The following is a 23,260-nucleotide window of genomic DNA, read 5'->3' on the forward strand; positions in this document are numbered from 1 at the left end:
GCGACGATGCGCAAGCCGGTAGTGCCCGATGAATCCATGCCGTGTCTGGCCCGTGCGCCCATGCCAGGCGACACGGGCGGCCCGGCCGCCATGACTACAGGTCCGACCATGACCGAACTTCTCCACGGTGACGGTGCGATCCGTCGCACGACGCCGTATGGCTCCTCGATCGAAAATACTTATGCGGGTGTGCTGTCGTTCATGCGCCGCAACTATTCGCGTGCGCTCGACGGTGTCGACGTCGCGATTTCCGGCGTGCCGCTCGATCTCGCGACGACCTATCGCGCCGGCGCAAGGCTTGGGCCGGCCGCGATCCGCGCGGCGAGCGTGCAAGTCGCGGAGCTCAATCCGTATCCGTGGGGCTTCGATCCGTTCGACGATCTCGCGGCCGTCGATTATGGCGACTGCTGGTTCGACGCGCACAATCCGCTGTCGATCAAGCCGGCGATCGTCGAGCATGCACGCACGATCCTGCGCTCGGGCGCGAAGATGCTGACGCTCGGCGGCGACCACTACATCACGTATCCGCTACTGATCGCGCACGCGGAGCGCTACGGCGAGCCGCTGTCGCTGATTCATTTCGACGCGCACTGCGATACGTGGGCCGACGACGAACCGGACAGCCTCAATCACGGCACGATGTTCTACAAGGCCGTGAAGGAAGGGCTGATCGATCCCGCGACGTCGGTGCAGGTTGGGATCCGTACGTGGAACGACGACTTTCTCGGGATCGAGCGGCTCGATGCCGCGTGGGTGCACGACCACGGCTCGCGCGCGGCGGTCGAGCGGATCGTCGATATCGTGGGCGCGCGGCCCGCGTACCTGACGTTCGACATCGATTGCCTCGATCCGGCGTTCGCGCCCGGTACGGGCACGCCGGTCGCGGGCGGGTTGTCGTCAGCGCAGGCGCTCGCGATCGTGCGCGGGCTCGGTGCGGTGAACCTGATCGGGGCGGATGTCGTCGAGGTGGCACCGGCCTACGATCACGCCGACATCACCGCGATCGCGGCCGCGCATGTCGCGTGCGATCTGCTGTGTCTGTGGCGACAGAAGAAGGTGGCGGGTGCGTTGAAGTAAAGCGGGCCGGCGCAGGCGGCCGGCGCGTCGCGGGAACGATGGCCGGGCGCTGGCATCAGCCGCGCGTGTCGATCCAGTTGCGTGCCCAGCGGCTCGAGTGCTGCAGTGCCTGTTCTTCGCTCACGAAATAGTCGAGCGAATAGAACTGGTAACGGCCTTCGGCGCGTTCGAGCAGCAGGTTGGATGAGAAACTACCGTCGGGCAAACGATGGGCCGAGGGTTGAACGGCATAGCCGTTGTACTGTTGAATTCGTTGGTTTTGCATTTGCGTTTTAATTTTAATGATGTTCGAGTGCGCGCGTGCCGTGCGAAATGTGCACAGGTGCGCCGATTCAAAGCCATTGCGAGCTGAATCCGAAGCAGTCGAAAAGCAGAAAAGGGGCCTTGCAGCCAGAGGGGGATGAAGTGCAACGAGGCGTGTGGCGCTCGGCAAGCTGCTGAACAATCAGATGCAGCTAAGAGCAGTCGCGCCAACTTTGGGAGTCGAAGCTCCGCGAGGATGTCGCTGCAACCCGGCGTCCGTTACCGGAGGCCGGGTCCTTCAAACTTTACAGCGGCTTGATGTTGGCCGCTTGCAGACCCTTCGGGCCTTGCTTCGTTTCGAAGCTCACCTTCTGGTTTTCAGCCAGCGTCTTGAAGCCGTCAGCGCGAATTTCCGAGAAATGCGCGAACAGGTCGTCGCCGCCGTTGTCCGGGGTGATGAAGCCAAAGCCTTTGCTGTCGTTGAACCACTTGACGATACCGGTATCCATGAAGAATCCTTGATGAAAAAAATAGAAAGATGTGCTCTGCGAGAGAGCGTTTGAAGCGTCAAGGAGGGAGAGGACCACGAATATCGCTGGGTAGCGACAATTGATGAACAGCAATCGAACTTCTTGAACTTCTGGCGACACACTACGCGCCGCCCGTGCCGCCGTCAATCGTTATGTTGTAACTGTTTCATTGGGTTATCCGTTTGGCGGATGAAACGATGCGACCCTGCGGGGCTGCGCGGCCGACCCGTGCGGTGCGCAGGCGCCATCATACCGCGGCACAACCCCAAGGCCTGCAGGGCGGCGCGCGCCGCCCACCTGGATTTCAGCCGATCCGAGCGCGTCCTGCCCGGAACTGTGCGGCGATCGTTGCGACGCGTTCGCCATACCGGCGTGCCGTCTCGAGATCGCCCGGCGACATCTCGTCGGGCGACGCGTCGGCCGGCGTCTGTGCCATCGGCGCGATATAGGAGCCCATGCGATTCAGGTCGTCACGCAGCGAGGCCTTCACGTTCGCCGGCTTGATGTCCATGCTCGCCCACATCCCGCCATGCTGGCCGGCGAGCAGAACGAAGTATTCGAGCGTATTGAGCTTGTCGCCGTTGATGCTTGCGCTGTTGGTAAAGCCGCCAAAGATCTTGTCGCGCCAGCCGGCGTCGAACCAGACCTTCGACGATGCATCGGCGAATTTCTTGAACTGCCAGCTCGGGCCGCCCATGTAGGTCGGCGAGCCGAACAGGATCGCATCGGCGCCGGCGAGCATGTCCCACGCGTGCGCTGCAATATTTCCGTCCGCGCCGATGGCGACGAGTTCGGCGCCGGCCCCTTCGGCGACCGCCGCTGCCATACGTTCGGTGTGCCCGTAGCCGGAGTGGTAGACGACGACCGCTTTAACCGAAGAAGTGTGTTGCGTCATGATTGTTCCCTTTCGTTCAGGTTGTCGTCGGGTGACGACATGGGAAAGCACTCTACTGAGTCGCAACCGGGTTATAAATGATGACCGATTGAACGTGCCGTTACTTCCAGGGTGAACAATGCAAAACCTCGACGCGCTCCTGATCTTTGCCCGTGTCGCCGAAATGACGAGCTTCACGCGGGCGGCCGAAAGCCTGGGCATCCAGAAAGGACGTGTGTCGATGGTGATCCGCAAGCTCGAGCGCGACGTGGGGGTGGCGCTCCTGCATCGGACCACGAGGAGCGTGCAGCTCACCGAAGATGGCCGCGCGTTCTATTCCCGCGCCCGCGACCTGCTGGCCGAAGTGCAGGAATTGCAATCGATGTTCTCGGGTAACGGCACACGCCTGCGCGGACGGTTGCGCGTCGACATGCCGACCGAGCTGGCACGCAGCGTCGTGGTTCCGGCTCTGCCGCAACTGATGGCCGCGCATCCCGAGCTCGAACTGGAACTGTCGAGCACCGATCGGCGCGTCGATCTCGTCCAGGAAGGGTTCGATTGCGTGATCCGGCTGGGCCCGATCACCGACGACACCCTGATTGCCCGACCGCTGGGCAAGCTGCGCATGACGAATGCGGCGAGCCCCAGCTATCTGGCGCGGCACGGCATACCGCACACGCTCGACGATCTGCGCAGCCAGGGGCACCGGATGGTCCACTACACGCTGACGCTCGGCGCCCGGCATCCCGGATGGGAATATCCGGATGGCGACGGCTATGCGTCGCTGCCGTTGCCCAGCGCGATGCAGGTCAACAGCGTGCAGACCTATCATGCAGCCGGGCTCGCCGGCATCGGGTTGATCCAGGCGGGGTATTCGGCGCTCGCGCATCACATTGAAAGCGGCGCGCTGGTCGAGGTTCTGCCCGACCTGCGTCCCGAGCCGCTCGCCGCGTCGCTCGTGGTGGCCCATCGGCGCAATCTGTCGCCGCGCGTGCGGGCCTTCATGGACTGGATCGAGGGCGTCTTGGCGCCCTATCTGGATTAGCCGCGAGAGGAGCGGCCGGGGTTCCCGCAAATTCGAGAAAAAAAAGGCCGACGGGCAGCGTGTCTGTCGGCCTCGTTCGAGTGCGTTGGCGTTACTTCGCCGCGAGCGCACTCGCGACGTTCGTGTCGATCCACGCATTCTCCGCGACGCTCAGCTTTTGCGGAATCAACTTCGCCGTATGGAACGCATCGGCAACCCGCTGCTGCGCCGCGACGATCCGGTCGTCGAGCGGCACCGCGCCGAACGGCACGCGCTTGATCCACGTCTCGACGAGCGGTTGCGGCAGGCCGACCTTCGGCGCGAGCAGCGCGGCCGTGTCGGCCGGATGCCCGGTGACCCACTGGCCCGTTTCGCGCGCCTGCTTCAGGATCGCGCCGACCACGTCCGGATGCTGCTGCGCGAAGTCGCGTGTCGCTTCGTAGAAGTTGTTGGTCGCCGCGAGCCCCGTGTAGTCGGACAGCGTGCGCACCTTCAGCGCATTCTGCGCGGCCGCATAGTACGGGTCCCATACGACCCACGCGTCGACGTTGCCGCTCTCGAACGCCGCGCGCGCGTCGGCCGGTGCGAGATACACGGGGTGGATTTCGTCGTAGCGCACGCCGGCCTTCTTCAGCGCTTCGAGCAGCAGGTAGTTCGCGCTCGAGCCTTTCTGCAGCGCGACCTTCTTGCCGCGCAGCTCGGCGACCGAACGGATCGGCGAATCGGCCTTCACGAACACGGCTTCGTTGTGCGGGGCCGGCGGCTCCGCGCCGACATAGACGAACCGCACACCGGCCGCCTGCGCGAACACGGGCGGCGGCGCGCCGGTATAGCCTAAGTCGATGCTGTTCGCGTTCAACGCTTCGAGCAATTGCGGGCCGGCGGGGAATTCGAACCACTGCACGCCATAGCCGAGCGGGTTGAGCCGTGCTTCGAGCGAGCCTTGTGCCTTGATGATCGACAGCAGGCCGGCCTTCTGGTAGCCGATGCGCACGACCTTGTCGGCGCCGCCCTGCGCGAAGGTCGACGTGGCGGCGAGCGCCACGAGCGCGACGGCGGCGGTGCGGGTGATCCAGCGGGTGAAACGAATCATCGAACGAACTCCATGCGAAACATCTTCTGGCGAGCGGCCGGTGCCGCCCGGTTGGAAGAATCGTCGCATGGGCGATCGCGCCCGCAAACGAAGCATTGCCGATATGAATATGACGGCGACGGCCCTATGCTTTGCCGCCGTCGCCTGGCGGATCGGACGTATCGGTCGCGCCGGATTGCCGCGCCGCCTCGTCGCTGAGTTTCTTGTCGAGGATCGTCGCGACGCGCCCGCCGAGATAGGCGCTTGCCGCGTTCTCGAGCGCGCGGTTCGTCTCGCCTTCGACGAACACGGCCGCGAGCGGGCGCAGGCGCCAGATCGCATCGACGAGCGCGGGCACGTCGGTCACCGGCGGCAGCGTGCCTTCGTCGTAGCGGTCGAGCCGCTTCACGACGAGATCGACGAGCAGCCGCGCGATCGCGTCGAAGTGCGGCCGCGCGAGGCTGATCACGTCGAGCAGTTCGCGCGGCGGGATGCCTTCCTTCGCCATCGCGGCCGCGGCCTCGAGCAGCGCGGGGCTTTTCGCGACGAACGACAGGCCGTGCCGTTCGAGCAACCCGAGTTCGGTCACGCGCGACAGTTGCGACGCCGTCTGCGGGCCGAACATCTGCGCGAGGGTGGCGAGCGAATAGGTTTTCGGCAGTTCGTGCGACCAGCGGCCGCCGATCGCGTTTTCCAGGCCGAGGATCGAGCGCAGGTCGTGACCTTCGTCGATCGCCTTGATCAGGTCCTGGATGTTCGCCAGCGTGTAGCCGCGTGCGAGCAGATGGTTGATCAGCTTCAGGCGGGCGACGTGCGTGTCGTCGTAGATGCCGACGCGCCCGCGCTTCTCGGGCGGCGCGAGCAGCCCGCGATCCTGGTACGCACGAACGTTGCGCACGGTCGTGTCGGACACGCGCGCGAGCTCGTCGACCGTGTACTCGTTGCGGGAATTCGCGGCGGCCTCGTCCGGCATGGTGGGAGTCTGTTTTGACATGCGGCCATTCTAGCGCGACGCGACAGGCTCGGGCGAGGCGGGGAGCGTGCGTGCGCCGTCGCCGAGCGCGCGCTGCATCAGCGCGGTATCGATCCAGCGGCCGTGCTTGAAACCGACCGCCTTCAGCACGCCCGCCGGCTCGAAACCAAATGCGCGGTGCAGCGACGTCGAGCCGCCGGTGCCGCCGTCGGCGATCACTGCGATCATCTGCCGCCACGGGCCGGTCTCGCACCGCGCGATCAGCGTCGCGAGCAACGCGCGGCCGATGCCGCGGCCGCGCTGTGCGTCGTCGATGTAGATCGAGTCCTCGATGGTGTGGCGGTATGCGCTGCGCGTGCGATACGGCGTCGCATACGCGTAGCCGGCGATGTGGCCGTCGCATTCCGCGACGAGATAGGGCAGCCCGTGACGCAGCACCGCGTCGCGGCGCCCGCGCAGTTCGCCGACGTCGGGCGGCGTCTCCTCGAACGACGCGACGCTGTGGCGCACGTGGTGCGCATAGATCGCGTGAATGGCGGCGAGATCGGCGTCGGTCGAATCGCGGATGACGCAGGCGGCTGGCGTGGCGGACATGGTGGTGGGGCGACAGGGGGCGATGCGGGGAAGCCGCTACTATGCGGGCGATCGCCTGATCCGTAAAGCGGCCGCCGCGCGGCCGGCGGCGCGGCGTTCAGTTCGCCGTGCGCGCCTTCTGCGTGTCGCGTGGCAACTCCTTGAAGCGGGCGAAGTAGTACGCGGAAAAACGGCCGAGGTGCCCGAAGCCGAACGTCAGCGCCGTATCGGTGATGCTGGCCGTCTGGTCGGTCAGCAACTGCGCGCGCGCGGCGTCCAGCCTGATGTTGCGCAGCAGTTCCATCGGGGTCGCGCCGTGGTAGCGCCGGCACAGCACGTTCAACGACCGCAGGCTGACGCCGGCCGCCTTGGCGAGGTCTTCGAGCGAGATCGGCGCGCAAAGCCGCGCGTGGATGAATTCGTGCAGCGCATCCATTTGCCGGATGCCGCCGCGCGATCCGGACTCCGCCGGCGCACCGCGCGCCGACGGCGCTCCGTTGGCCTGCGCAGCGGCGGGCGACGGCGGGCAATGCACGAGCAGGAAGAGCGCGAGGCTTCGTTCGAAGTGGTCGCGCCATTCGGTCCGGATGCTGCCGTCGTCGGCAACGGCGAGCACGTTGAGCAGCGACTGCGCGATCAGGTCCCATTGGGACGCCAGCGCCGTCGGCAACAGGAATCCCGGCGCGAGGCCGGGCGCCGCGTCGTCGGGTGGACGGTCGCCGACTGCGCGCATCAGCGAATCGGGCACCTTGACGATGAGTTGCCGCGTGCCGGACCGCCAGCGCAGGCGAATCCGCGACGTCGGCGCCAGCACGGCGGTGCGCCCCGCGGACACGCCCATCACGTGCCCGTCGCACTCGATTTCGGCGCCGCCCGCGAGCGACGTGTGGACGAGCGAAAAGCCGTCGAACGGGCGGGGGGCAACCTCGACCTCGGCGCCGTACTGCAGCGCGTAGACGGTCAGCTGATTCAGTTGCCCCTTGAACAGCGCTGCATCGGGCACGCCCTGCTTCCAGCGCAGCGCATGCTCGGCCAGTTCCATGGAGACGTGATCGTGCGCATCCGTGCGCAGTCCGGATCGGAACAGGCAATTCCGATACAGCACGGACAGCACTTCCGCATTCGGGGTGAGGGGCATGGGGCGTCTCCTGTGTGGCGGTATCCGTGCAGCGCACCCGGCCGGCTGCGGATGCGCGTCGTGCCACATCGGTTTCTCTTGTGAACGAGATATCCTGAACGGATGATATTGAGCTTTGCCAGGCTTGTCGAAAGTTTTGCAAGAATCGGATAGTCCCGTTCTTCGCGGGGAAAAATCCGGATAGCGGACGGCATGCGGAAAAAACGGATCGAGTTCGCGTGGCCGGCTGCAAATTCCGGATAGTGAGAATCATTGTGGCTTCCTACACTGCGCCGGCATCCGGACGGAAGCGGCGTACCGTACGACGATATTTCGGACAGCTATAAATCCATTGGCTGGGCGATCGTATTGATTCGAACGTGTGCGACGCGGAGGCTTCCGCCGGGCCCGAATTCCCATTGGAAAAAGGAAGTCCCATGCGTCAAATCAACCTGCAGGCGCTCTCCGACGATGCGCGGCTGGGCACGCTGCACGGCGTCGTACTGTTCTGGTGCGCGCTGATCATCGTGTTCGACGGTTACGACCTGGCGGTGGCCGGCATCGCGCTGCCGGCGATCATGAAGGAGATGGACATCAACCCGGCGCAGGCGGGCTTCATGGTCAGCTCGGCGTTGTTCGGCATGATGTTCGGCAACATCGTATTCGGGACCGTCGCCGAGCGGATCGGGCGCCGCTGGGCCATCGCGGCCTGCCTGACGCTGTTCAGCGTCTTTACCGCGGCGGCCGGGCTGGCGTCGTCGCCCGTGCTGTTCGCAGCTTCCCGCTTCCTGGCGGGCATCGGCATCGGCGGCGTGATGCCGAACTTGATCGCCCACATGACCGAATACGCGCCGCGGCGCATGCGCAGCACGCTGGTGACGCTCATGTTCAGCGGCTATTCGGTCGGCGGCATGCTGGCGGCCGTGATGGGCAAGGGGATGATCGAGGCGTACGGATGGCAGTCCGTGTTCGCCGCCGCGGGTGCGCCCGTGCTGCTCGTCCCGCTGCTGGTGAAATGGATGCCGGAATCGCTGCCGTTCCTGATCAGGCGCGGCAGGACGGACGAGCTCGCGCGCATCGCACGCCGGCTCGATCCGACGTACCGGCCTCAACCGGGCGACTGTTATGTCGTCCCGCAAGAGGACAAGACGGGCGGCGCGCCGGTTCGTCGGCTGTTCGACGACGGTCGCGGATTCAGCACGGTCATGTTCTGGATCGCCTGCTTCATGTGCCTGTTCATGGTGTATGCGCTCAGCTCGTGGCTGACCCGGCTGATGGCGGGCGCCGGCTACACCCTCGGCTCCGCGCTGACCTTCGTGCTGGTGCTGAATGCCGGCGCGATGATTGGCGCGGTCGGTGGCGGCTGGCTGGCCGATCGCTTTCCGATCAAGACGGTGCTCGTGTCGATGTATCTGCTCGCCGCGGTGTCGATCACGCTGCTCGGCTACAGGATGCCGACCGCGCTCCTGTTCGTACTGGTCGGCCTCGCGGGCGCGTCGACCATCGGCACCCAGATTGTCAACTGCGCGTATGCAGGGCAGTTCTATCCGATGGCGATCCGCTCGACCGGCATCGGCTGGACGCTGGGCGTGGGACGCAGCGGCGCGATCCTGGCACCGATCGTCATCGGTGCGCTGGTGGGCATCGATTTGCCGCTGGAAAGGAACTTCATGGCGATCGGACTGCCCGCCCTCGTGGCGGCCGTCGCGGTCGGCCTGATCGATCATCGCCGCTCGGCCTCGCATCACGGTCTTTCGGCTTCGGCCGGCGAACGGCAGGCGTCGCCCGTCCGGCAGTCCTGAGCGGCAGGGCGCGGCGTCAGAGCCGCCCGTCCGCCGCCCGCACCGCGTCGGCGATCGCGTCCGCGACGCGCTGCACGCGCGGCGATCGGCGCACGTCCGGATGGACGACGAGCCAGATCTCGCGTTCGATGTCGCAGCGCGGCGCGGCCGTAAGTTCGACGAGCGGCGCACCGGCGTGCGCGGCCGGATCGTCGACGAGAAACCTCGGAAGCAGCGCGACACCGGCCCCGGCTGCGCAGGCCCGATGCTGCGCGGCGAGATCGTTGGCGACGAACGCAAAGCGGCGCCCGGCCGCGAAGCGATCGAGCCATTGCTGCTGCGGCGTCTGCGCGAGCGCGTCGTCGTAGCCGACGAACGGCCAGGTGTCGGACGGCGCGTCCGCCCATTCCGGCGACGCGCACAGCGCGAAGCGCATCGTGCCGAGCCGGCGCGCGGCGAGCCCCGGTTCGCTCGGCCGCGACAGCCGTACCGCAAGATCGGCTTCGCGCGCGTACAGGTTCGCCGCATGCATCTCGCCCATCAGATCGATCCTCAACGCCGGCCACGCGCGCTGCGCACGTGCAAGGCGCGGCGCGAGGAAATGGCTGGCGAACACCGGCGACGCCGATACGCGCACCACGCCGTCCAGCGCCGCGGCGCCCTGGGCGGCGCGCGCGAATGCATGCGTGTCGGCTTCGAGACGCGCGGCGTGATCGGCGAGGTGCAGCCCTTCGTCGGTCGGCGGCCAGCCGCGCGGTAGCCGGTCGAACAGCCGGATGCCGAGCGCGGATTCCAGCGCGTCGATGCGCCGCGCGACAGTCGAATGCTGGACCTGGAGTGCCCGCGCGGCAGCCGAGAGGCTGCCGCCGCGCATCACCGCAAGAAAATAGCGGATGTCGTCCCAACTCGTCGGCAATACGGGCGCGCCCGCAGGAGGTCGATCGGTCGAATTTTGCACAGTAGATGAGCGTGTAGCGGGAATTCCGCTCGATTATGCACGATGGGATGATCGTGTCACTTCATTCGATAGCGAGAAACGTCATGACCCAAATTGCCAACGCCATTCGGATCGGAATCGACCGCTACGGCGACGCCGGGGTCCTGCGCCGCGTCGATGCGCGCGTCGGGCCGCCCGGCGCCGGCGAGGTGCGGATTCGCCAGACCGCCGTCGGCGTGAATTTCGTCGACATCTATTTCAGGACCGGCGCGCATCCGTTGCCGGCGCTGCCGGACGCGCTCGGTGTCGAGGCGGCCGGCGTAATCGACGCGGTCGGCCCCGGCGTGACGGCACTCGTTCCGGGCCAGCGTGTCGCGTATGCGGGGCTGCCGACCGGCAGCTATGCGAGCGTGCGCACGCTGCCCGCCGAGCGGGTGGTGCCCGTGCCCGACGGCGTGAGCGACGACGCGGCCGCGGCCGGGCTGCTGAAAGGGATCACCGTCTACATGCTGCTGCATCGCGTCCGGCAGGTCGGCGTCGGCGACACCGTGCTCGTGCATGCGGCGGCCGGCGGCGTCGGGCTGCTGGCGACGCAGTGGGCCCGCGCGCTCGGCGCGCGTGTGATCGGGACGGTCGGCTCGGCCGCGAAGGCCGCGCTGGTGCATGCGCATGGGGCGGAAGCGGTGGTCGACTATCGCGAGGAGGACTTCGTCGCGGCGGCCCGCGCGTTCGGCGGCGGCGCGGGCGTCGACTATGCGATCGACGGGATCGGCGGCGACGTGCTGACGCGTACGCTCGGCGCGGTCCGGCCGTTCGGGATGGTCGCGAGCATCGGGCAGGTTGCCGCGATCGGCGCGCGGCAGACGATCGATCTCGACGAACTCGGCCCGGCCCGCTCGATCGCGCTGGCGCGGCCGAGCGTGCTCGGCTTCATTGCGCGTGACGTCGCGGGGTATCGGGAAGCGGCGCGCGCGACGCTCGAGCGGCTCGCGGACGGGATGCACGTGGAGATCGGCGCGCGGCTGCCGCTAGAACGGGCGGCCGACGCGCATCGGTTGCTGGAGTCGCGGCAGACGACGGGCGCGGTGGTGCTGGTGCCGTGACGGCCGAGCGAGCGGGCGCCGAAAGTCGGGACGAGGGGCGCGTCGTGATGTCGACCGGCGGGCAGGCGGCGGTGCCACGCCGCCGCCCGCCGATCAGTGATGCGTGCGCAGCGGCGCACTCTGGACGAACCACGCGAGCACGAAGGCGATCGCGATCACGCCCGCCGCCGACAGATACACCACATGCAGCGACCCGGCGAACGCGTGCAGGTACGCAGCGCGCACCGCCTCCGGCAACTGGTGCACGGCCGCCGGGCCGAGCGCGGGCGGCAACTCTGTGCCGGCCGGCAGCGCCTGCGCGAGGCGCGACTGCAACCCGTGCGAGAACAGCGCGCCGAACGCGGCGACGCCGAGCGACCCGCCGATCGAGCGGAACAGCGTCGCACCCGACGTCGCGACACCCATGTGCCGGAATTCGACCGTGTTCTGCACGGCGAGCGTCAGCACCGGCATCACCATGCCGAGCCCGATCCCGAGCAGCGCCATGTATGCGTACATGGTGTGCAGCGGCGTGTCGAGCGACAGCGTCGACAGCAGCGCCATCGCGATGCCGCCGAGCAGCGTCCCCGCGATCGGAAACGGGCGATACGTGCCGAACCGCGAGATCAGCCGGCCGCTCGTGACCGACATCGCGAGCATCCCGCCCATCATCGGCAGCAGCTGCATCCCGGCCTGCGACGGCGTCGAGCCCTTCACGACCTGCAGATAGAGCGGAATGAACGTGACCGAACCGAACAGCGCGATGCCGACGACGAAGCCGATCAGGCTCATCAGCACGAAGGTGCGCTGGCGGAACAGTTCGAGCGGCATGATCGGCTCGGCCGCGAGCCGCTCCTCGTAGACGAAGCCGCCGAGTGCGACCAGCCCGAGCACGAGCGTCATCCAAAGCTGCGGCGACGACCACGGCAGCAGCGAACCGCCTTCGCTGGTGAACAGGATCACGCAGGTGAGGGCCGTCGCGAGGAACGCGGCGCCCATGTAGTCGATGCGGTGCTTCACGTGCTCGGTGTGTGGCCGGAACACGATGCCGATCACCGCGAGCGCGAGCGCGCCGAGCGGCAGGTTGATCGTGAAGATCCAGCGCCACGACAGATGTTCGACCAGGAAGCCGCCGAGCAGCGGCCCGACGATCGTCGCGAGGCCATACACGCCGCCGAACATCCCCTGGTAGCGCGCGCGGCGGTCGGGCGGCACGAGGTCGCCGATCGCGGCCATCGTCACGACCATCAGCCCGCCGCCGCCGAGCCCTTGCAGCGCGCGCAGCACGATCAGCTGCGTCATGTCCTGCGCGATGCCGCACAGCGCGGAGCCGGCGAGAAACAGCACGATCGCGGCCTGCAGCACGATCTTGCGGCCGTACAGGTCGCCGAGCTTGCCGTACAGCGGCAGCACGACCGTCGACGACAGCAGGTACGCGGTGACGACCCAGGACAGCTGATCGAGGCCGCCGAGCTCGCCGACGATCGTCGGCAGCGCGGTCGACACGATCGTCTGGTCCAGCGCGGACAGCAGCATGACGAGCAGCAGCGCGGCGATCACCAGCCCGGTCGGCGTGTCGCGGCGGGCCGCTTCGGCGGCCGGCGGAGCAAGGAGAGTATCGGTTCTCATGGAGCTATCTGCCATGGCAGGGAATTGACCGAAATATAGAGACAATTGATTGACTGGTCAATTTCTGCCCCGGCTCGATTTGTTGCACCGGTAACAGAAGATTGCGGGGCGGAAATTTGATCGCGATCAGCCCGAAAGAGGGCCGGGCTCAAGTTTTTTGCAGGCAAACCGTAATCCAGAGTGCCGCGCGCCGAATGGCGCGGCACCTTTCATCGCTCACGTGCCGTCATGAACCTGAACGCCCTGTTTTCCCGTTTCTCGATCCGTACGCGGATTTTTTCCACGCTCGGTCTCGTCGCCGTGCTGCTCGTCGTGTCGGGCCTGATCGGCCTCACCGGCATGCAGAGCTCGAACCGTGCGCTCGACGAGGCCTATACGCGCCAACTGGCCGCGAAGACCGCGCTGTCCGCCGCGAGCCTGAACCTGACGATCGTGCGTACCACGCTCGACCGCGCGCTGCTGCATCCGGAGGCGCCGGACGTGCCGGATCTCGTCAAGAAGGCCGACAGCTATCTCGCGAAGGCCGACGCCGCGTGGCGCACCTACGCGGGCATGCCGCACGACGGCGACGAAGGCCCGCTCGCGACCCGCCTCGACGCCGCGCGCCAGGCGCTGATCGGGCAGGCGTTGAAGCCGCTGATGGACGCGATCCGCGAGGGACGTCGCGACGACGCCGATCGGCTGCTGATGACGGTCGCGCCGCCGCTGTCGGTGGCGCTCACGCAGGCGACCGATGCGCTCGATGCGTACCAGGCCGCACGCGGCAAGGAGGTCTACGACACGGCCCAGACCTATTACGGCTGGATGCGCGCGGGCGCGCTCGCCGGCATTGCGTTCGGTCTCGCCGCGTGTTTCGGCTGCGCGGTCGGCCTGCATTTCGCGATCACGCAACCGGTGAACCGGCTGCTGTCGCATTTCCGCCGCCTGTCGGAAGGCGACCTGACGTCGGAAGTGCGCTGGTCGTCGCGCGACGAGATGGCCGAACTGGTCAAGGGCGTGACGGGCATGCAACGCAGCCTCGCCGATACGGTGCGCCAGGTCAGCCAGGGTTCCGAAGCGATCTCGACCGCGACGCACCAGATCGCGGCCGGCAACACCGACCTGTCGCAGCGCACCGAGGAGCAGGCATCCGCGCTGCAGGAGACGGCCGCGAGCATGGAACAGCTGACGGCGACCGTGAAGCAGAACGCCGATCACGCGGTCGAGGCGCAGGCCTGCGCGGACAGCGCGAGCGAGATCGCGACGCGCGGCGCGACGGTCGTCGGCGAAGTGATCGGCACGATGAACGAGATCGACCAGAGTTCGCAGAAGGTGGCCGACATCATCGGCACGATCGAGGGCATCGCGTTCCAGACCAACATCCTCGCGCTGAATGCGGCGGTCGAAGCCGCGCGCGCGGGCGAGCAGGGCCGTGGGTTCGCGGTGGTCGCGGGCGAAGTGCGCACGCTCGCGCAGCGCTCGGCCTCGGCCGCGAAGGAAATCCGCACGCTGATCGGCGAGTCGGTCGAGCGTGTCGCGACGGGTTCGCGGCTGGTCGGCGTGGCTGGCGCGACGATGCAGGACATCCAGCAGGCGATCGGCCGCGTGACGGGCATCATGACCGAGATCGCGGCTGCGTCGAACGAGCAGCGTGACGGGATCGAGCAGGTGAACCGCGCGGTGTCGCAGATGGATCAGGTGTCGCAGCAGAACGCGGCGCTGGTCGAGCAGGCGGCGGCAGCGGCTGCGTCGCTCGAGGAGCAGGCCGACGGGTTGCGGCGGGCGGTGGGGGTGTTTCGGGTGGCTTGAGCGAAGGGGGCGCAAGGGGCAGCAACGCGGCTGCGCCTTGCGCCACCAACGACATAGTTCACCGGCTCGATCCATGGCGTGTATTTAGAATGTCGCCATGATCGAGAGGTCTTATTTCGTGGGGCTCAAAACAGCGGCAGTCGGGCACGAAGCCAGTCCCACTTGGTTGGCGGAATCGACAGGTATTTTTTTTCAGGGCTCGATTCATCGATCAAGTCGATATAACGGACCCGATTGCCCTCGTAATTCAACGGTCGATGAAAAAGTGCACCGTGATACCAGTTGACCGCGAAATATCGTCTTGCAAGAAGTTCTCCTTTATCACTGAAAACTTCCAATACTATTTCGTCATTGGTCGCGTCTTGATCGTTCCCCCCGGTACCGCACATTTTGAATCGATATTGAACGCCATTCATATTTTTCGTGCCGCCATCCAATGTGTCTGGCCTATCATAGAAATCGCATCGGCCATAGATAGGGCGGCTGAGATGGACGATAAAACCTGCGCTGATGAAAATGATAATGGCTAAGCCAATGTATTTGATGGCTCTAGTCTGCATATCTCGCCAAGCTCAAAGTTAATGGGTTTATTTAACTTCAAATAGACTGGTTTGGAATATATCATGAAGTCCATGCCGCGGCGGTGTCTTTCTCTCCAACGATTGTAGTCTGCATTGTAGACTGGAAAGTAGACGTCCGATTCTTTGAATTTTCCAAACAGACTTCTGCGCGTATCCACTGGCTTGTTGATGCTCTTTGCCAAAATATCGATGTCGGAATCCCGCTTTGGTGAGCTTGATTCCGTGAGTAACGCTCCCGGGGCGGTAATGACCCCTCGTTTATTCCAGTGCCCCAAATATTGCTTTCCGTTGAATGAGTAACTATCTTTCACGTAAAGATAAATGTGCGTGATTTTTCCGGTCACGTTGAGGTAGTACGAATTTCCCGATTTTTCATATTTGAAATATTTCTCTCTTGAGGAGATTTCTACGTTGCCTATGGCGACGTAGATGTTGAAGTTGGCCAATGCCCCCGTGAGATCCGTGGGAGTAAGATTATGGAGGGTATCCCAATTTCTTATTGGTAATAGCTGGAATTGCCAATCGTTGTGGAGTTTTCGCAAATCGCCGGTGAGTCTCGACGTATTGATGTTGAGCGTTGAATGTCGTTCGAGAAAAAGCTTTTTGACGAAGGGCTCGATGATATCTGTGGCTGCGCGGATGGACCGCTCGCTATAAATATCTCTATCGATAAGCCTTTTATATTTTTTCTTGACGCTTCCGAATTTCAGTACCCAGTCAAGGGTGACGTCAACTTCGTTCGATGGTTGGCTTGAGGTCGGGGCGTCATTGTATGTATGCGCATGACCCGCAAACCATATCCGCGCAAGTCTGGCTGAAACCTTCCAACCCAAATTGTCCATCGCAATTGGCACGTCCTGAAGGTCGAAAGGCGGTGGATTTTCGCAAACTTCCGATTCCGCTTGTTTCGGCGGCGCTTTAGGCGTTGCCTGATCAGCCTTGGGCTGTGATTGACGCGCAGCCGGTTGCTTCGGCGTCTGCGAGGCTTGCGAAATCGCATCGAGACGAGCGGGTGGTGGTGGCTTTTCCCCCGGGGCATGTCTGTCGATCGACACGCTCTTTTGAGTCTCGAGAGGAACGCATCCGTGGCGCCCCTTGTACTCCTTCAGTTCTGGTCCCCACCATCCCTTTTGCGGCTTGTAGTACGGCGCTTTTTTTACGTCGGCCATCGAATATTCCGCTTGCAACGAATGACCTGACATCGTAGTGACAGGCCGCAAGCGGATAAATCATCGGGTATGGCCGGAACAGGACGAAACGCGAGCGCACAAGGGGCCCGGACAGAACGAAATGTTCCCAACTGTTGCAACAGGCATCGCGACCGAGATCGCCGTCATGCCGGGCGCGCCGTGCCGCGGCATCAACCGCTCGTGAGCTGCGCGGCCGAGCGCGCCGACGCGACGAGCAGCAGCTTCATCGTCGCGCGCGTCGCGCCGACGAACAGCTTGCGGGCCGCGCGCGCATCCAGCGTGTCGAAGTCGATCTCGGTGAGGATCACGCACGGTGCGGATTGCCCCTTGAAGCGGTAGATCGAATCGAGCAGCACGTCGCCTTCGCGATATTCAGGGTTGCCGAACAGATCGTACTTGCCGGTGAAGCGCTTGATGCGGTGTGGGCCGAGCTGGTCGAGCTGCGCGAGCACCGAGCTTTCGCGGCCGCGATAGGACAACACCGCGATGTCCTGCTTGCGAAAACCGAGCGACAGCGCGTGCGTGATCGCGCGCTTGGTCGCGTCGATGCAGGCTTCGGCGAGCGAGTCGCCCGATGCGCCGTCTTCACCGTATGACGACACCGACGGATCGGAACCGTCGAACGGGCTGCCCGAGCGCAGTTCCGCCGCGAGCGGCTCGACGCGGCCGACGATGTCGCGCACGAATTCGAGCAGGTCGCGCGGGCTGCGGTAGTTGGTCAGCGCCTTCAACGTGACCCAGCCGGGCAGCGCGACGGGCTCGCGCAAATAAAGGTTCTGCAGCGGGTCTTCCAGCCACCACCAGGCCCCGTCCGGCGCGAGCAGGCGCTCGAGCGCCGTCGCCCACGGCGCGTGGAAATCCTGGCCTTCATCGACGATCAGCACGTCGCAGCGCCAGCGTTCCGGAATCGGCGCTTCCGCAAAGCGCGCCTCGAGCCGTTCGAATGCACCCGGCACGTCGAAGTCGGGCGTATAGCCGCCGTCGCGCGCCACCCAGTCGCACAGCTGATGGTAGTTCGCGATCTTCGCGCCGGGCGGCGCGATGCGTGCGATGTAGTCAGCGAGCGGCCGGTTGAAACAGACGTAGAGCACGCGCTTGCCGGCCGCGACCGCGTCGCGCATCGCCTGCACCGCGAGCTGCGTCTTGCCCGAACCCGCGGTGCCCGTCACGCGCAAGCGGAACGGCGTGAACTCGAGCTGCCGCGCCCATTCGGCGAGCCCGCCCGACAGCCGCGTGACGAGCGTGCCGGCCTGCCCGACGAGCGCACTCGTGTCAGGCGTGAGCGCCAGCTCGTCCGCGAGGAAATGATGCAGCTTCGCCGCGTTCGGCAACGCTTCGTCGTGCTCGGGCAGGATCTGCAGGATCACCTGCGCGAGCTGCGTCTTGCGCGACGCGTCGACGATGCGGTCGGCCGCGACGCCGGCAATTGCCGTCTCCCGGATCGAGTAGTCGGGGCAGTACAGCAGCGCCTCGACGCCGTAGACGCCCGCACCGAGCGCGGCGGTCAGCCGCCGGTGCAGCGTCTCCTGCGTGCGCGCGAGCTGGATCGGGACGTTGCGCTCCTTCTGCAGGTAGACCTTCACGAGCCCCTTCGGTGTTTCGCGCAGGAAGCCGGCCTTCTGTTCGATCAGCAGCACGCGCCCGGCCGGGCTCACGACGACGAACGCCGCTTCGCCGAACACCGAAAAGCCTTGATCGGCACGCGTCCAGTGCACGCCGTGATAGACGGTGTAGGTGTCCGGCAGCGCATGTTCGAGGGCGGCAAGCGTCTCGCGCTCGCGTTCGGCCGCGCCGGTGGCGGCGAGGCTTTTCCAGTCGTCGGGAATGAGGCGGGCCATGGAGGGGCGGCGGATGCCGGTCGTGAACAGGGTCCGGCTATTGTACTGAGGAACCTGTTCGCGACCGCTGCGCCGCGCGGGCGCCGGCCATGCGAAGGCGGGCGGCGCGGCCGGCGGGCGTTACCCGCGTGCGAGCCGTTTTGCGAGATCGGCGCTGAGGATCGCCATGCGCGCGGGTTTTTCGTAGCAGACGACGTCGAACGCGCGGATCACTTCGCTGATGTCCGCTTCGCTCGCGCGGCCCGTGAGCAGATCGCCCGTCAGCACGAAGATCGGCGCGCCCGGATTGTCGGACGTGCGCACCGCCTTGATCGCGGTGGCCGCCGTGCTGCCGTCGAAGAGCCATTCGGTGACGACCGCGTCGAACGCCTGGCCCTGCAGCGCATCGACGAACGGCGCGAGGCCGTCGAACGCGGCCGTCGCGAAACCCTGCCGTTCGAGATAGCGGCACAGCTCGGTCGCGCTGACGCGATCGGGATCGATCACCGCGACGACGAGCTTGTCGCTCTCCGCGCGGCGCGGATAGATCTCGATCTTGTGCACGTCGTAGGCGTTCTGGTACAGCACGCCCGTGTGGCGCAGCACGCGCCAGCGGCCATTCTGTTCATAGGCGACGAACTCGGGGCGCGCGCCGGCTTCGAGCGGCGCACCGATCCATGCGGTGCACGGAATTTCGGCGACGCCGGCGTACAGCACGGCCTCCTGCGAATAGGCGCCGACCATGCCGGGGTCGAGCGTTTGCGCGCCGAACAGTTGTGCGGCGGGCTCGCCGTAGGCTTCGGCGACTTTCTTGATTTGCGCGAGCGTCCAGGGGCTGCTGCCGCGCAACTTTCGGTGACCTTGCGAAAAGCTCAGGTCGAGGATGCGGCACAGCTCGGTGGTCTGCTGGCGCTTGCCGATGCCGTTGCGGGTCATTAGCTCGCGCACGCGCTCGGCAACCGCGAGGGAATCCGTGGTGATTGCTTCAGTGGTCATGCTACGGGAACGGATCGTGACGTTCAGAACGACGCCTTGCGGCAGTCTCGGCGGACAGTCTTGACGACGTCCAGTGGCGAGCCGACCGGCCACGCGCGGAAAAGATAACTTTACCGCAAAACGACGGCCATTCCATGTCGCGAAAGGTGCGTTTGTGTGAAAGGTGTGTCACGACGTTACGGCGGCCCGCCGGCTTCCATCGCGCGGCGCTGGCCCGTTCGCAACCGTCGGGCGCGGATCGCGCGGTGCCGGGACACGATTCCTCGCAGGGCGGCGCCTAATCTTACGATGCGGCCGGCGGGATGCACCAGCGCAGGGCGTTTCGCGGTCCGGAGCGCGGCATCGGGCCGCTTTCCGTCGACAAATATTTACATCACTTGGCGCGTCACGCGGTCGGGCGGAACCGCATCTTATACGCGGATCGTTTGATGGTTTAGTCTAATGAACTCCCTGCGGATACCTTTTCGGGAGCGTGCGTGCATGAACGCGGCGGGGCGCCATGCTACGATTTCGCCGTCTCAAAAAAAAGCGTTGATGCGATGCAGAAGAAGTTTGTGATGCGCGGGTACGAGATGAACTGCGACCCGCGCGTGACGGAGGACGGCAAGTACGCCGCCCAGGTCGAGGTCACGAAGCTGGGTTTCAGCCGCGAGGCGGCCTTCCGCAAGCTGGGCGAATTCGATACCGAAGCCGAAGCCGTCGCCTATGCGAAAAAATTCTCCGAAGAATGGCTGAGCCGCTACGCGTAGCGCGACATTTGCCCGTGCAAGACGGGCGTCGACCTGACCGGCGCGTGCCTGCGCGTTGAGTTCCGCGGCCCCCACGCGGGCGGCCCCATTCACAGCCAAACCACGACGGACGCCACCGATTGCGCGGCGTGGACGACGCGCGCCGTTCGCGGATGGCGGCGCGTGACCGTCTTCGATTCATCTCTGACGGTTGTCAATATTCGGGGAAGTTTGGAGATTCATTCCCCACAATGTGAGGTATCGTTTGACGATCGATTGACGGCAACGCAATGGGAGACTGCGAATGAGCACGTTGTGCATGCAGACCGTCGTTCACGGTAAAACTGTGCGGGTCATGTTGTCGCTGGAGCGTCGTACCGCCAGGATCGACATCGTCGATGGCGAAGCGGGCAGCCATCCGCCCCGCACGATGAGCATCGAACAGTACCTCAAAGCCGGTATGGCGGACGACGAAATCGCCCGGCATATGCTGGAAGTCGTCGCGATGTCGCTCGAGCAGCTTGCTCGGCTGCAGCCGTTCGATCGCGCGGCGCGCGCACGAATGCGCTATTCACACTGATTACACCGATGCCGGTGGGGCGGGGCTGCCCCGACGCGAGCCGCGCATTTCGACCTTCCGTATCGATCTCGGGTTGCGATTTGCAACGGGCTGCTGCGCGCGAGCGCGATCGTGCGCACGTAGCCTCGCTTATCGCGCCTTCAGCATTTCGTCCGCGAGCCGATACGCGGTGACCGCGCTTGGATTCGCAGTCGGCGATCGTCGATACGTTGCGGCCGGCGTCTCGTGACGGCAATGACGTAAGGGCCTTGATTACATGGCGAGCAGCGGATCTTTTATGTTGTGAAGTACTAATGAGATGCGCATTGCGCTCCATCGCGATCATTGATCCATTGCGGCCGAATTCAATCGCCTTACGCCGGCATATACATGAACGGCTCGCCGTCCTCCCGCTCCACGGAAAGCAGCCGCTGGAGTTGATCGAGCGCGAACAACTGCTTTCCTTCCGCCGCCGCTTCGGCGATCGCGGCATCCACCAGTTTCCTCGCTCGCGCGAGAATCACGGATCGCTGACGCGCGATCTCGAGCACCATGCGTTGCTCGATGTTCTGACGGCTCGATTGCTTGTCGCTCAGGTGACGCCAGCGATCGCGAAGCTCGGCCCACGTGACGCGCTGAAATTCCGGAATCGGGCGTGGGAGCGTGCCCGCTGCCGCGGGCTCGGGCTCGGCGCGCAATACGCAGCGCAGTGCTTCGCGGGCGCGCCACTCGTCTGAAAACGGCGCATACATGTCACGCGAGCGACCGATCGGATTCGCGCGCGCGATTTCGTTTTCGAGCAGGTAAGTCAGCCGCCGCAGCGCGGAGCCATGCGCGAGCATGCCCGGGTCGAGCACGCGGATCCGGCGCGATGCGTCCGCGACATGAGCCTTCAGTTCCCACAGCGTCAGGCGAAGATGCTGCACTTCGAGTATCAGGCGCTGCACGTCTGCATAGGTGCACTTCGTCCACCACCCGGTAAGATCGTTCAGCTTCGGGGGATCGAATGGGGGGAGGATCATTTCGGTTGCAGCGATACTGTATGGATATACAGTTTATCGCGCGGTAACATAGCGCCGTCAAGGCGAAAAAATGGGGACGGCCGAGCGGCGACAAAGACGGGCAGCCGGGCCGCGGCCGGCGGGTTGAACCGCTCACCGGCCTTCCCGCGCGTTCGCCAGCCACCACCTTCCGGAACCCGACAGCCTGATCCGGTGCCCGCCATCGCGAACGTCGATGGATGCGCCGGATGGATCGACGCCAACAGAGAACAATGACGACAACTTATCCGCTGCACGATGCATTGACGCACGCCGACACGGCGTTTCCGGCCGAAGCCGACATCGTGATCGCCGGCGCCGGCATCATGGGCTGCGCGGCCGCGTACTACCTCGGCCTGCGCGGCCTGAAGGCCGTGGTGCTCGACAAGTCGCGCATCGCCGGCCAGCAATCGACTCGCGCGTGGGGCTTCGTGCGGCAGCAGGGCCGCGAGTCGGCCGAAGTGCCGCTGATGATGGCCGGCATGCGGATCTGGGAAGGGCTCGAGCAGGCGCTCGGCTTCGACCTCGAGTGGCGGCAGGGCGGTTGCCTCTACATGGCGGACAACGACGACGACTGGGCGTCGTTCCAGGCGTGGCTCGCCGTCGCGCGCGAGCACGGGCTCGACACGCGCACGCTCACGCGCACGGAAATCGACGAGCGCGTGCGCGGCCTGTCGACGCAGGCGCGCACGCTCGGCGGGCTCTATACCGCGACCGACGGGCAGGCCGAGCCGCGTCGCGTGGCCGCCGCGTTCGCGGCGCGCGCGGCCGAAGCCGGCGCGCGCTTCTTCGAAGGCTGCGGCGTGACGGCGATCGAGACGGCCGGCGGCGCGGTCGTCGGCGTCGTGACCGAGCGCGGCACGATCCGCACCCGGCGCGTGATCTGCGCGGCCGGCGCGACCAGCTTCCGACTGCTCGACGGCGTCGGCATCCGGCTGCCGCAGCAGGCCGTGCGCGGTACCTGCATGCGTACCAACGTGTTGCCCGACGTGTCCGCGTCGACGATCTGGGGCCACGGCCTCGGCATTCGGCAACGCAGGAATGGCACGATCAATCTCGCCGACGACATGCAGGTCGACGTCGACCTGACGCTCGGCCATCTGCGCGGCTTGAGCCTGTTCTGGCCGCAGTTCTGGTCGCAGCGCGAGAAATTCCGGCTGCATCTGAATGCGGCGGCGTGGCGCGATGCCCGCGCGCGCATCGGCGGCCCGGCCGGGCCGATCGAGCCGCGCGATCCGCAGCCGCAGCCGAATCGCACGCATGCGCCGCGCGCGCTCGCGAAGCTCAAGGCGATCTTTCCCGCGCTGAAGGACGCGCAGATCGTCGAGGCATGGGGCGGCCTGATCGACGTGCTGCCCGACGGGATTCCCGTGATCGACGCGCCGGGCACGCCGTCGGGGCTCGCGATCGCCACCGGCTTCTGCGGGCACGGCTTCGCGATGGGACCGATCGTCGGGCGGCTGCTGGCCGAATGGGTCGATACGGGTGAGCCGTCGCTCGATCTGTCTGCGTTCCGTGCCCGGCGTTTCGTCGACGGAACGATGGTCCGGCCGCGCAGCATGCTGTAGCGGCCGTTGCGGAGGGCCGGTAGCGGACGGCCGGTAGCGGAGGGCCGCTTACGGACGCGCCCGCGTGTTCCCGTCGTAGAA

22 protein-coding genes are annotated in these 23,260 nt (G+C 65.7%); 8 read left to right on the forward strand and 14 right to left on the reverse strand.

The genetic code is table 11. The features are described from left to right. Window positions 1-108: 108 nt before the first annotated feature. A complete protein-coding gene (gene speB / locus FFI87_RS21970) occupies window positions 109-1,077 on the forward strand; it encodes an agmatinase (RefSeq protein WP_138849020.1) in 969 nt (322 codons plus the stop codon). A gap of 55 nt (window positions 1,078-1,132) precedes the next feature. Here speB and FFI87_RS21975 read toward each other — a convergent pair whose 3' ends face one another. From FFI87_RS21975 to FFI87_RS21985, 3 genes are all read right to left on the reverse strand, one after another. Beyond that, window positions 1,133-1,342 carry a hypothetical protein gene (locus FFI87_RS21975; protein ID WP_006753082.1) on the reverse strand — a complete coding sequence of 70 codons (210 nt, stop codon included), beginning with the start codon at window positions 1,340-1,342 and terminating at the stop codon, window positions 1,133-1,135. 283 nt (window positions 1,343-1,625) lie between these two features. Beyond that, window positions 1,626-1,829 (reverse strand): cold-shock protein, encoded by a 204-nt coding sequence (locus FFI87_RS21980; protein WP_006485974.1) that lies wholly within the window; start codon window positions 1,827-1,829, stop codon window positions 1,626-1,628. A 325-nt stretch (window positions 1,830-2,154) separates the two neighbouring features. Next, a complete protein-coding gene (locus FFI87_RS21985; RefSeq protein WP_138849019.1) occupies window positions 2,155-2,745 on the reverse strand; it encodes a flavodoxin family protein in 591 nt (196 codons plus the stop codon). Window positions 2,746-2,863: 118 nt separating this feature from the next. On the opposite strand from FFI87_RS21985, the gene FFI87_RS21990 reads away from it, so the two are divergent. Next, on the forward strand, window positions 2,864-3,769 hold the full coding sequence (locus FFI87_RS21990; protein ID WP_138849018.1) for a LysR family transcriptional regulator: 906 nt from the start codon (window positions 2,864-2,866) through the stop codon (window positions 3,767-3,769). A gap of 91 nt (window positions 3,770-3,860) precedes the next feature. Here FFI87_RS21990 and FFI87_RS21995 read toward each other — a convergent pair whose 3' ends face one another. The 4 genes from FFI87_RS21995 to FFI87_RS22010 form a co-directional block, all read right to left on the reverse strand. Next, window positions 3,861-4,841 carry a sulfonate ABC transporter substrate-binding protein gene (locus tag FFI87_RS21995; protein ID WP_138849017.1) on the reverse strand — a complete coding sequence of 327 codons (981 nt, stop codon included), beginning with the start codon at window positions 4,839-4,841 and terminating at the stop codon, window positions 3,861-3,863. A 124-nt stretch (window positions 4,842-4,965) separates the two neighbouring features. Then, window positions 4,966-5,814 carry a MerR family transcriptional regulator gene (locus FFI87_RS22000; protein ID WP_012366278.1) on the reverse strand — a complete coding sequence of 283 codons (849 nt, stop codon included), beginning with the start codon at window positions 5,812-5,814 and terminating at the stop codon, window positions 4,966-4,968. A 9-nt stretch (window positions 5,815-5,823) separates the two neighbouring features. Further along, window positions 5,824-6,387 carry a GNAT family N-acetyltransferase gene (locus tag FFI87_RS22005; RefSeq protein WP_012366277.1) on the reverse strand — a complete coding sequence of 188 codons (564 nt, stop codon included), beginning with the start codon at window positions 6,385-6,387 and terminating at the stop codon, window positions 5,824-5,826. A gap of 97 nt (window positions 6,388-6,484) precedes the next feature. After that, entirely contained in the window at window positions 6,485-7,504 is a 1,020-nt protein-coding gene (locus FFI87_RS22010; RefSeq protein WP_012366276.1) for an AraC family transcriptional regulator, read from the reverse strand. Window positions 7,505-7,920: 416 nt separating this feature from the next. Here FFI87_RS22010 and FFI87_RS22015 point away from each other — a divergent pair, with 416 nt between their 5' ends. After that, window positions 7,921-9,285 carry an MFS transporter gene (locus FFI87_RS22015; protein WP_138849016.1) on the forward strand — a complete coding sequence of 455 codons (1,365 nt, stop codon included), beginning with the start codon at window positions 7,921-7,923 and terminating at the stop codon, window positions 9,283-9,285. Between the two features lie 16 nt (window positions 9,286-9,301). Here FFI87_RS22015 and FFI87_RS22020 read toward each other — a convergent pair whose 3' ends face one another. Beyond that, window positions 9,302-10,138 (reverse strand): LysR family transcriptional regulator, encoded by an 837-nt coding sequence (locus FFI87_RS22020; RefSeq protein WP_229203017.1) that lies wholly within the window; start codon window positions 10,136-10,138, stop codon window positions 9,302-9,304. Between the two features lie 167 nt (window positions 10,139-10,305). Here FFI87_RS22020 and FFI87_RS22025 point away from each other — a divergent pair, with 167 nt between their 5' ends. Next, complete coding sequence (locus FFI87_RS22025) at window positions 10,306-11,304, forward strand: quinone oxidoreductase family protein (RefSeq protein ID WP_138849015.1); 999 nt, start codon at window positions 10,306-10,308, stop codon at window positions 11,302-11,304. A 93-nt stretch (window positions 11,305-11,397) separates the two neighbouring features. Here the strand turns inward: FFI87_RS22025 and FFI87_RS22030 are convergent, their stop codons facing one another. Beyond that, complete coding sequence (locus tag FFI87_RS22030; RefSeq protein WP_138849014.1) at window positions 11,398-12,912, reverse strand: MDR family MFS transporter; 1,515 nt, start codon at window positions 12,910-12,912, stop codon at window positions 11,398-11,400. 228 nt (window positions 12,913-13,140) lie between these two features. Between FFI87_RS22030 and FFI87_RS22035 the strand changes: the two genes are divergently transcribed. Beyond that, window positions 13,141-14,700, forward strand: a complete 1,560-nt coding sequence (locus tag FFI87_RS22035; RefSeq protein ID WP_138849013.1) for a methyl-accepting chemotaxis protein — start codon at window positions 13,141-13,143, stop codon at window positions 14,698-14,700. A 125-nt stretch (window positions 14,701-14,825) separates the two neighbouring features. Here FFI87_RS22035 and FFI87_RS22040 read toward each other — a convergent pair whose 3' ends face one another. The 4 genes from FFI87_RS22040 to FFI87_RS22055 form a co-directional block, all read right to left on the reverse strand. Continuing rightward, on the reverse strand, window positions 14,826-15,260 hold the full coding sequence (locus tag FFI87_RS22040; RefSeq protein WP_244108098.1) for a hypothetical protein: 435 nt from the start codon (window positions 15,258-15,260) through the stop codon (window positions 14,826-14,828). Then, window positions 15,227-16,450, reverse strand: a complete 1,224-nt coding sequence (locus FFI87_RS22045; RefSeq protein ID WP_186381758.1) for a DUF6402 family protein — start codon at window positions 16,448-16,450, stop codon at window positions 15,227-15,229. The genes FFI87_RS22040 and FFI87_RS22045 overlap by 34 nt, the downstream gene beginning before the upstream one ends. A gap of 191 nt (window positions 16,451-16,641) precedes the next feature. Continuing rightward, a complete protein-coding gene (locus FFI87_RS22050; RefSeq protein WP_138849012.1) occupies window positions 16,642-18,309 on the reverse strand; it encodes an ATP-dependent helicase in 1,668 nt (555 codons plus the stop codon). Between the two features lie 120 nt (window positions 18,310-18,429). Continuing rightward, on the reverse strand, window positions 18,430-19,284 hold the full coding sequence (locus FFI87_RS22055) for a helix-turn-helix domain-containing protein (protein ID WP_011659048.1): 855 nt from the start codon (window positions 19,282-19,284) through the stop codon (window positions 18,430-18,432). A gap of 539 nt (window positions 19,285-19,823) precedes the next feature. On the opposite strand from FFI87_RS22055, the gene FFI87_RS22060 reads away from it, so the two are divergent. Together FFI87_RS22060 and FFI87_RS22065 are read left to right on the forward strand one after the other, a co-directional pair. Next, entirely contained in the window at window positions 19,824-20,033 is a 210-nt protein-coding gene (locus tag FFI87_RS22060; RefSeq protein WP_041490056.1) for a hypothetical protein, read from the forward strand. Between the two features lie 283 nt (window positions 20,034-20,316). Next, on the forward strand, window positions 20,317-20,592 hold the full coding sequence (locus FFI87_RS22065; RefSeq protein WP_138849011.1) for a hypothetical protein: 276 nt from the start codon (window positions 20,317-20,319) through the stop codon (window positions 20,590-20,592). Between the two features lie 353 nt (window positions 20,593-20,945). Here FFI87_RS22065 and FFI87_RS22070 read toward each other — a convergent pair whose 3' ends face one another. Beyond that, the gene (locus tag FFI87_RS22070) at window positions 20,946-21,593 is read right to left on the reverse strand and encodes a hypothetical protein (protein ID WP_138849010.1); all 648 of its coding nucleotides are present in this window, start codon (window positions 21,591-21,593) and stop codon (window positions 20,946-20,948) included. Between the two features lie 251 nt (window positions 21,594-21,844). Here FFI87_RS22070 and FFI87_RS22080 point away from each other — a divergent pair, with 251 nt between their 5' ends. After that, a complete protein-coding gene (locus FFI87_RS22080; RefSeq protein WP_138849008.1) occupies window positions 21,845-23,179 on the forward strand; it encodes an NAD(P)/FAD-dependent oxidoreductase in 1,335 nt (444 codons plus the stop codon). The last annotated feature ends 81 nt before the right edge of the window (window positions 23,180-23,260 follow it).

The sequence above is a fragment of the Burkholderia sp. KBS0801 genome (assembly GCF_005937855.2).
Lineage (GTDB): Bacteria > Pseudomonadota > Gammaproteobacteria > Burkholderiales > Burkholderiaceae > Burkholderia > Burkholderia ambifaria.

What these genes read in the sequence shown, in the direction of transcription:
- speB (WP_138849020.1), top strand. Translation starts at nt 109, where the DNA reads ATGACCGAACTTCTCCACGGTGACGGTGCGATCCGTCGCACGACGCCG.
- FFI87_RS21975 (WP_006753082.1), bottom strand. Translation starts at nt 1,342, where the DNA reads ATGCAAAACCAACGAATTCAACAGTACAACGGCTATGCCGTTCAACCC.
- FFI87_RS21980 (WP_006485974.1), bottom strand. Translation starts at nt 1,829, where the DNA reads ATGGATACCGGTATCGTCAAGTGGTTCAACGACAGCAAAGGCTTTGGC.
- FFI87_RS21985 (WP_138849019.1), bottom strand. Translation starts at nt 2,745, where the DNA reads ATGACGCAACACACTTCTTCGGTTAAAGCGGTCGTCGTCTACCACTCC.
- FFI87_RS21990 (WP_138849018.1), top strand. Translation starts at nt 2,864, where the DNA reads ATGCAAAACCTCGACGCGCTCCTGATCTTTGCCCGTGTCGCCGAAATG.
- FFI87_RS21995 (WP_138849017.1), bottom strand. Translation starts at nt 4,841, where the DNA reads ATGATTCGTTTCACCCGCTGGATCACCCGCACCGCCGCCGTCGCGCTC.
- FFI87_RS22000 (WP_012366278.1), bottom strand. Translation starts at nt 5,814, where the DNA reads ATGTCAAAACAGACTCCCACCATGCCGGACGAGGCCGCCGCGAATTCC.
- FFI87_RS22005 (WP_012366277.1), bottom strand. Translation starts at nt 6,387, where the DNA reads ATGTCCGCCACGCCAGCCGCCTGCGTCATCCGCGATTCGACCGACGCC.
- FFI87_RS22010 (WP_012366276.1), bottom strand. Translation starts at nt 7,504, where the DNA reads ATGCCCCTCACCCCGAATGCGGAAGTGCTGTCCGTGCTGTATCGGAAT.
- FFI87_RS22015 (WP_138849016.1), top strand. Translation starts at nt 7,921, where the DNA reads ATGCGTCAAATCAACCTGCAGGCGCTCTCCGACGATGCGCGGCTGGGC.
- FFI87_RS22020 (WP_229203017.1), bottom strand. Translation starts at nt 10,138, where the DNA reads ATGCGCGGCGGCAGCCTCTCGGCTGCCGCGCGGGCACTCCAGGTCCAG.
- FFI87_RS22025 (WP_138849015.1), top strand. Translation starts at nt 10,306, where the DNA reads ATGACCCAAATTGCCAACGCCATTCGGATCGGAATCGACCGCTACGGC.
- FFI87_RS22030 (WP_138849014.1), bottom strand. Translation starts at nt 12,912, where the DNA reads ATGAGAACCGATACTCTCCTTGCTCCGCCGGCCGCCGAAGCGGCCCGC.
- FFI87_RS22035 (WP_138849013.1), top strand. Translation starts at nt 13,141, where the DNA reads ATGAACCTGAACGCCCTGTTTTCCCGTTTCTCGATCCGTACGCGGATT.
- FFI87_RS22040 (WP_244108098.1), bottom strand. Translation starts at nt 15,260, where the DNA reads ATGCAGACTAGAGCCATCAAATACATTGGCTTAGCCATTATCATTTTC.
- FFI87_RS22045 (WP_186381758.1), bottom strand. Translation starts at nt 16,450, where the DNA reads ATGGCCGACGTAAAAAAAGCGCCGTACTACAAGCCGCAAAAGGGATGG.
- FFI87_RS22050 (WP_138849012.1), bottom strand. Translation starts at nt 18,309, where the DNA reads ATGGCCCGCCTCATTCCCGACGACTGGAAAAGCCTCGCCGCCACCGGC.
- FFI87_RS22055 (WP_011659048.1), bottom strand. Translation starts at nt 19,284, where the DNA reads ATGACCACTGAAGCAATCACCACGGATTCCCTCGCGGTTGCCGAGCGC.
- FFI87_RS22060 (WP_041490056.1), top strand. Translation starts at nt 19,824, where the DNA reads ATGCAGAAGAAGTTTGTGATGCGCGGGTACGAGATGAACTGCGACCCG.
- FFI87_RS22065 (WP_138849011.1), top strand. Translation starts at nt 20,317, where the DNA reads ATGAGCACGTTGTGCATGCAGACCGTCGTTCACGGTAAAACTGTGCGG.
- FFI87_RS22070 (WP_138849010.1), bottom strand. Translation starts at nt 21,593, where the DNA reads ATGATCCTCCCCCCATTCGATCCCCCGAAGCTGAACGATCTTACCGGG.
- FFI87_RS22080 (WP_138849008.1), top strand. Translation starts at nt 21,845, where the DNA reads ATGACGACAACTTATCCGCTGCACGATGCATTGACGCACGCCGACACG.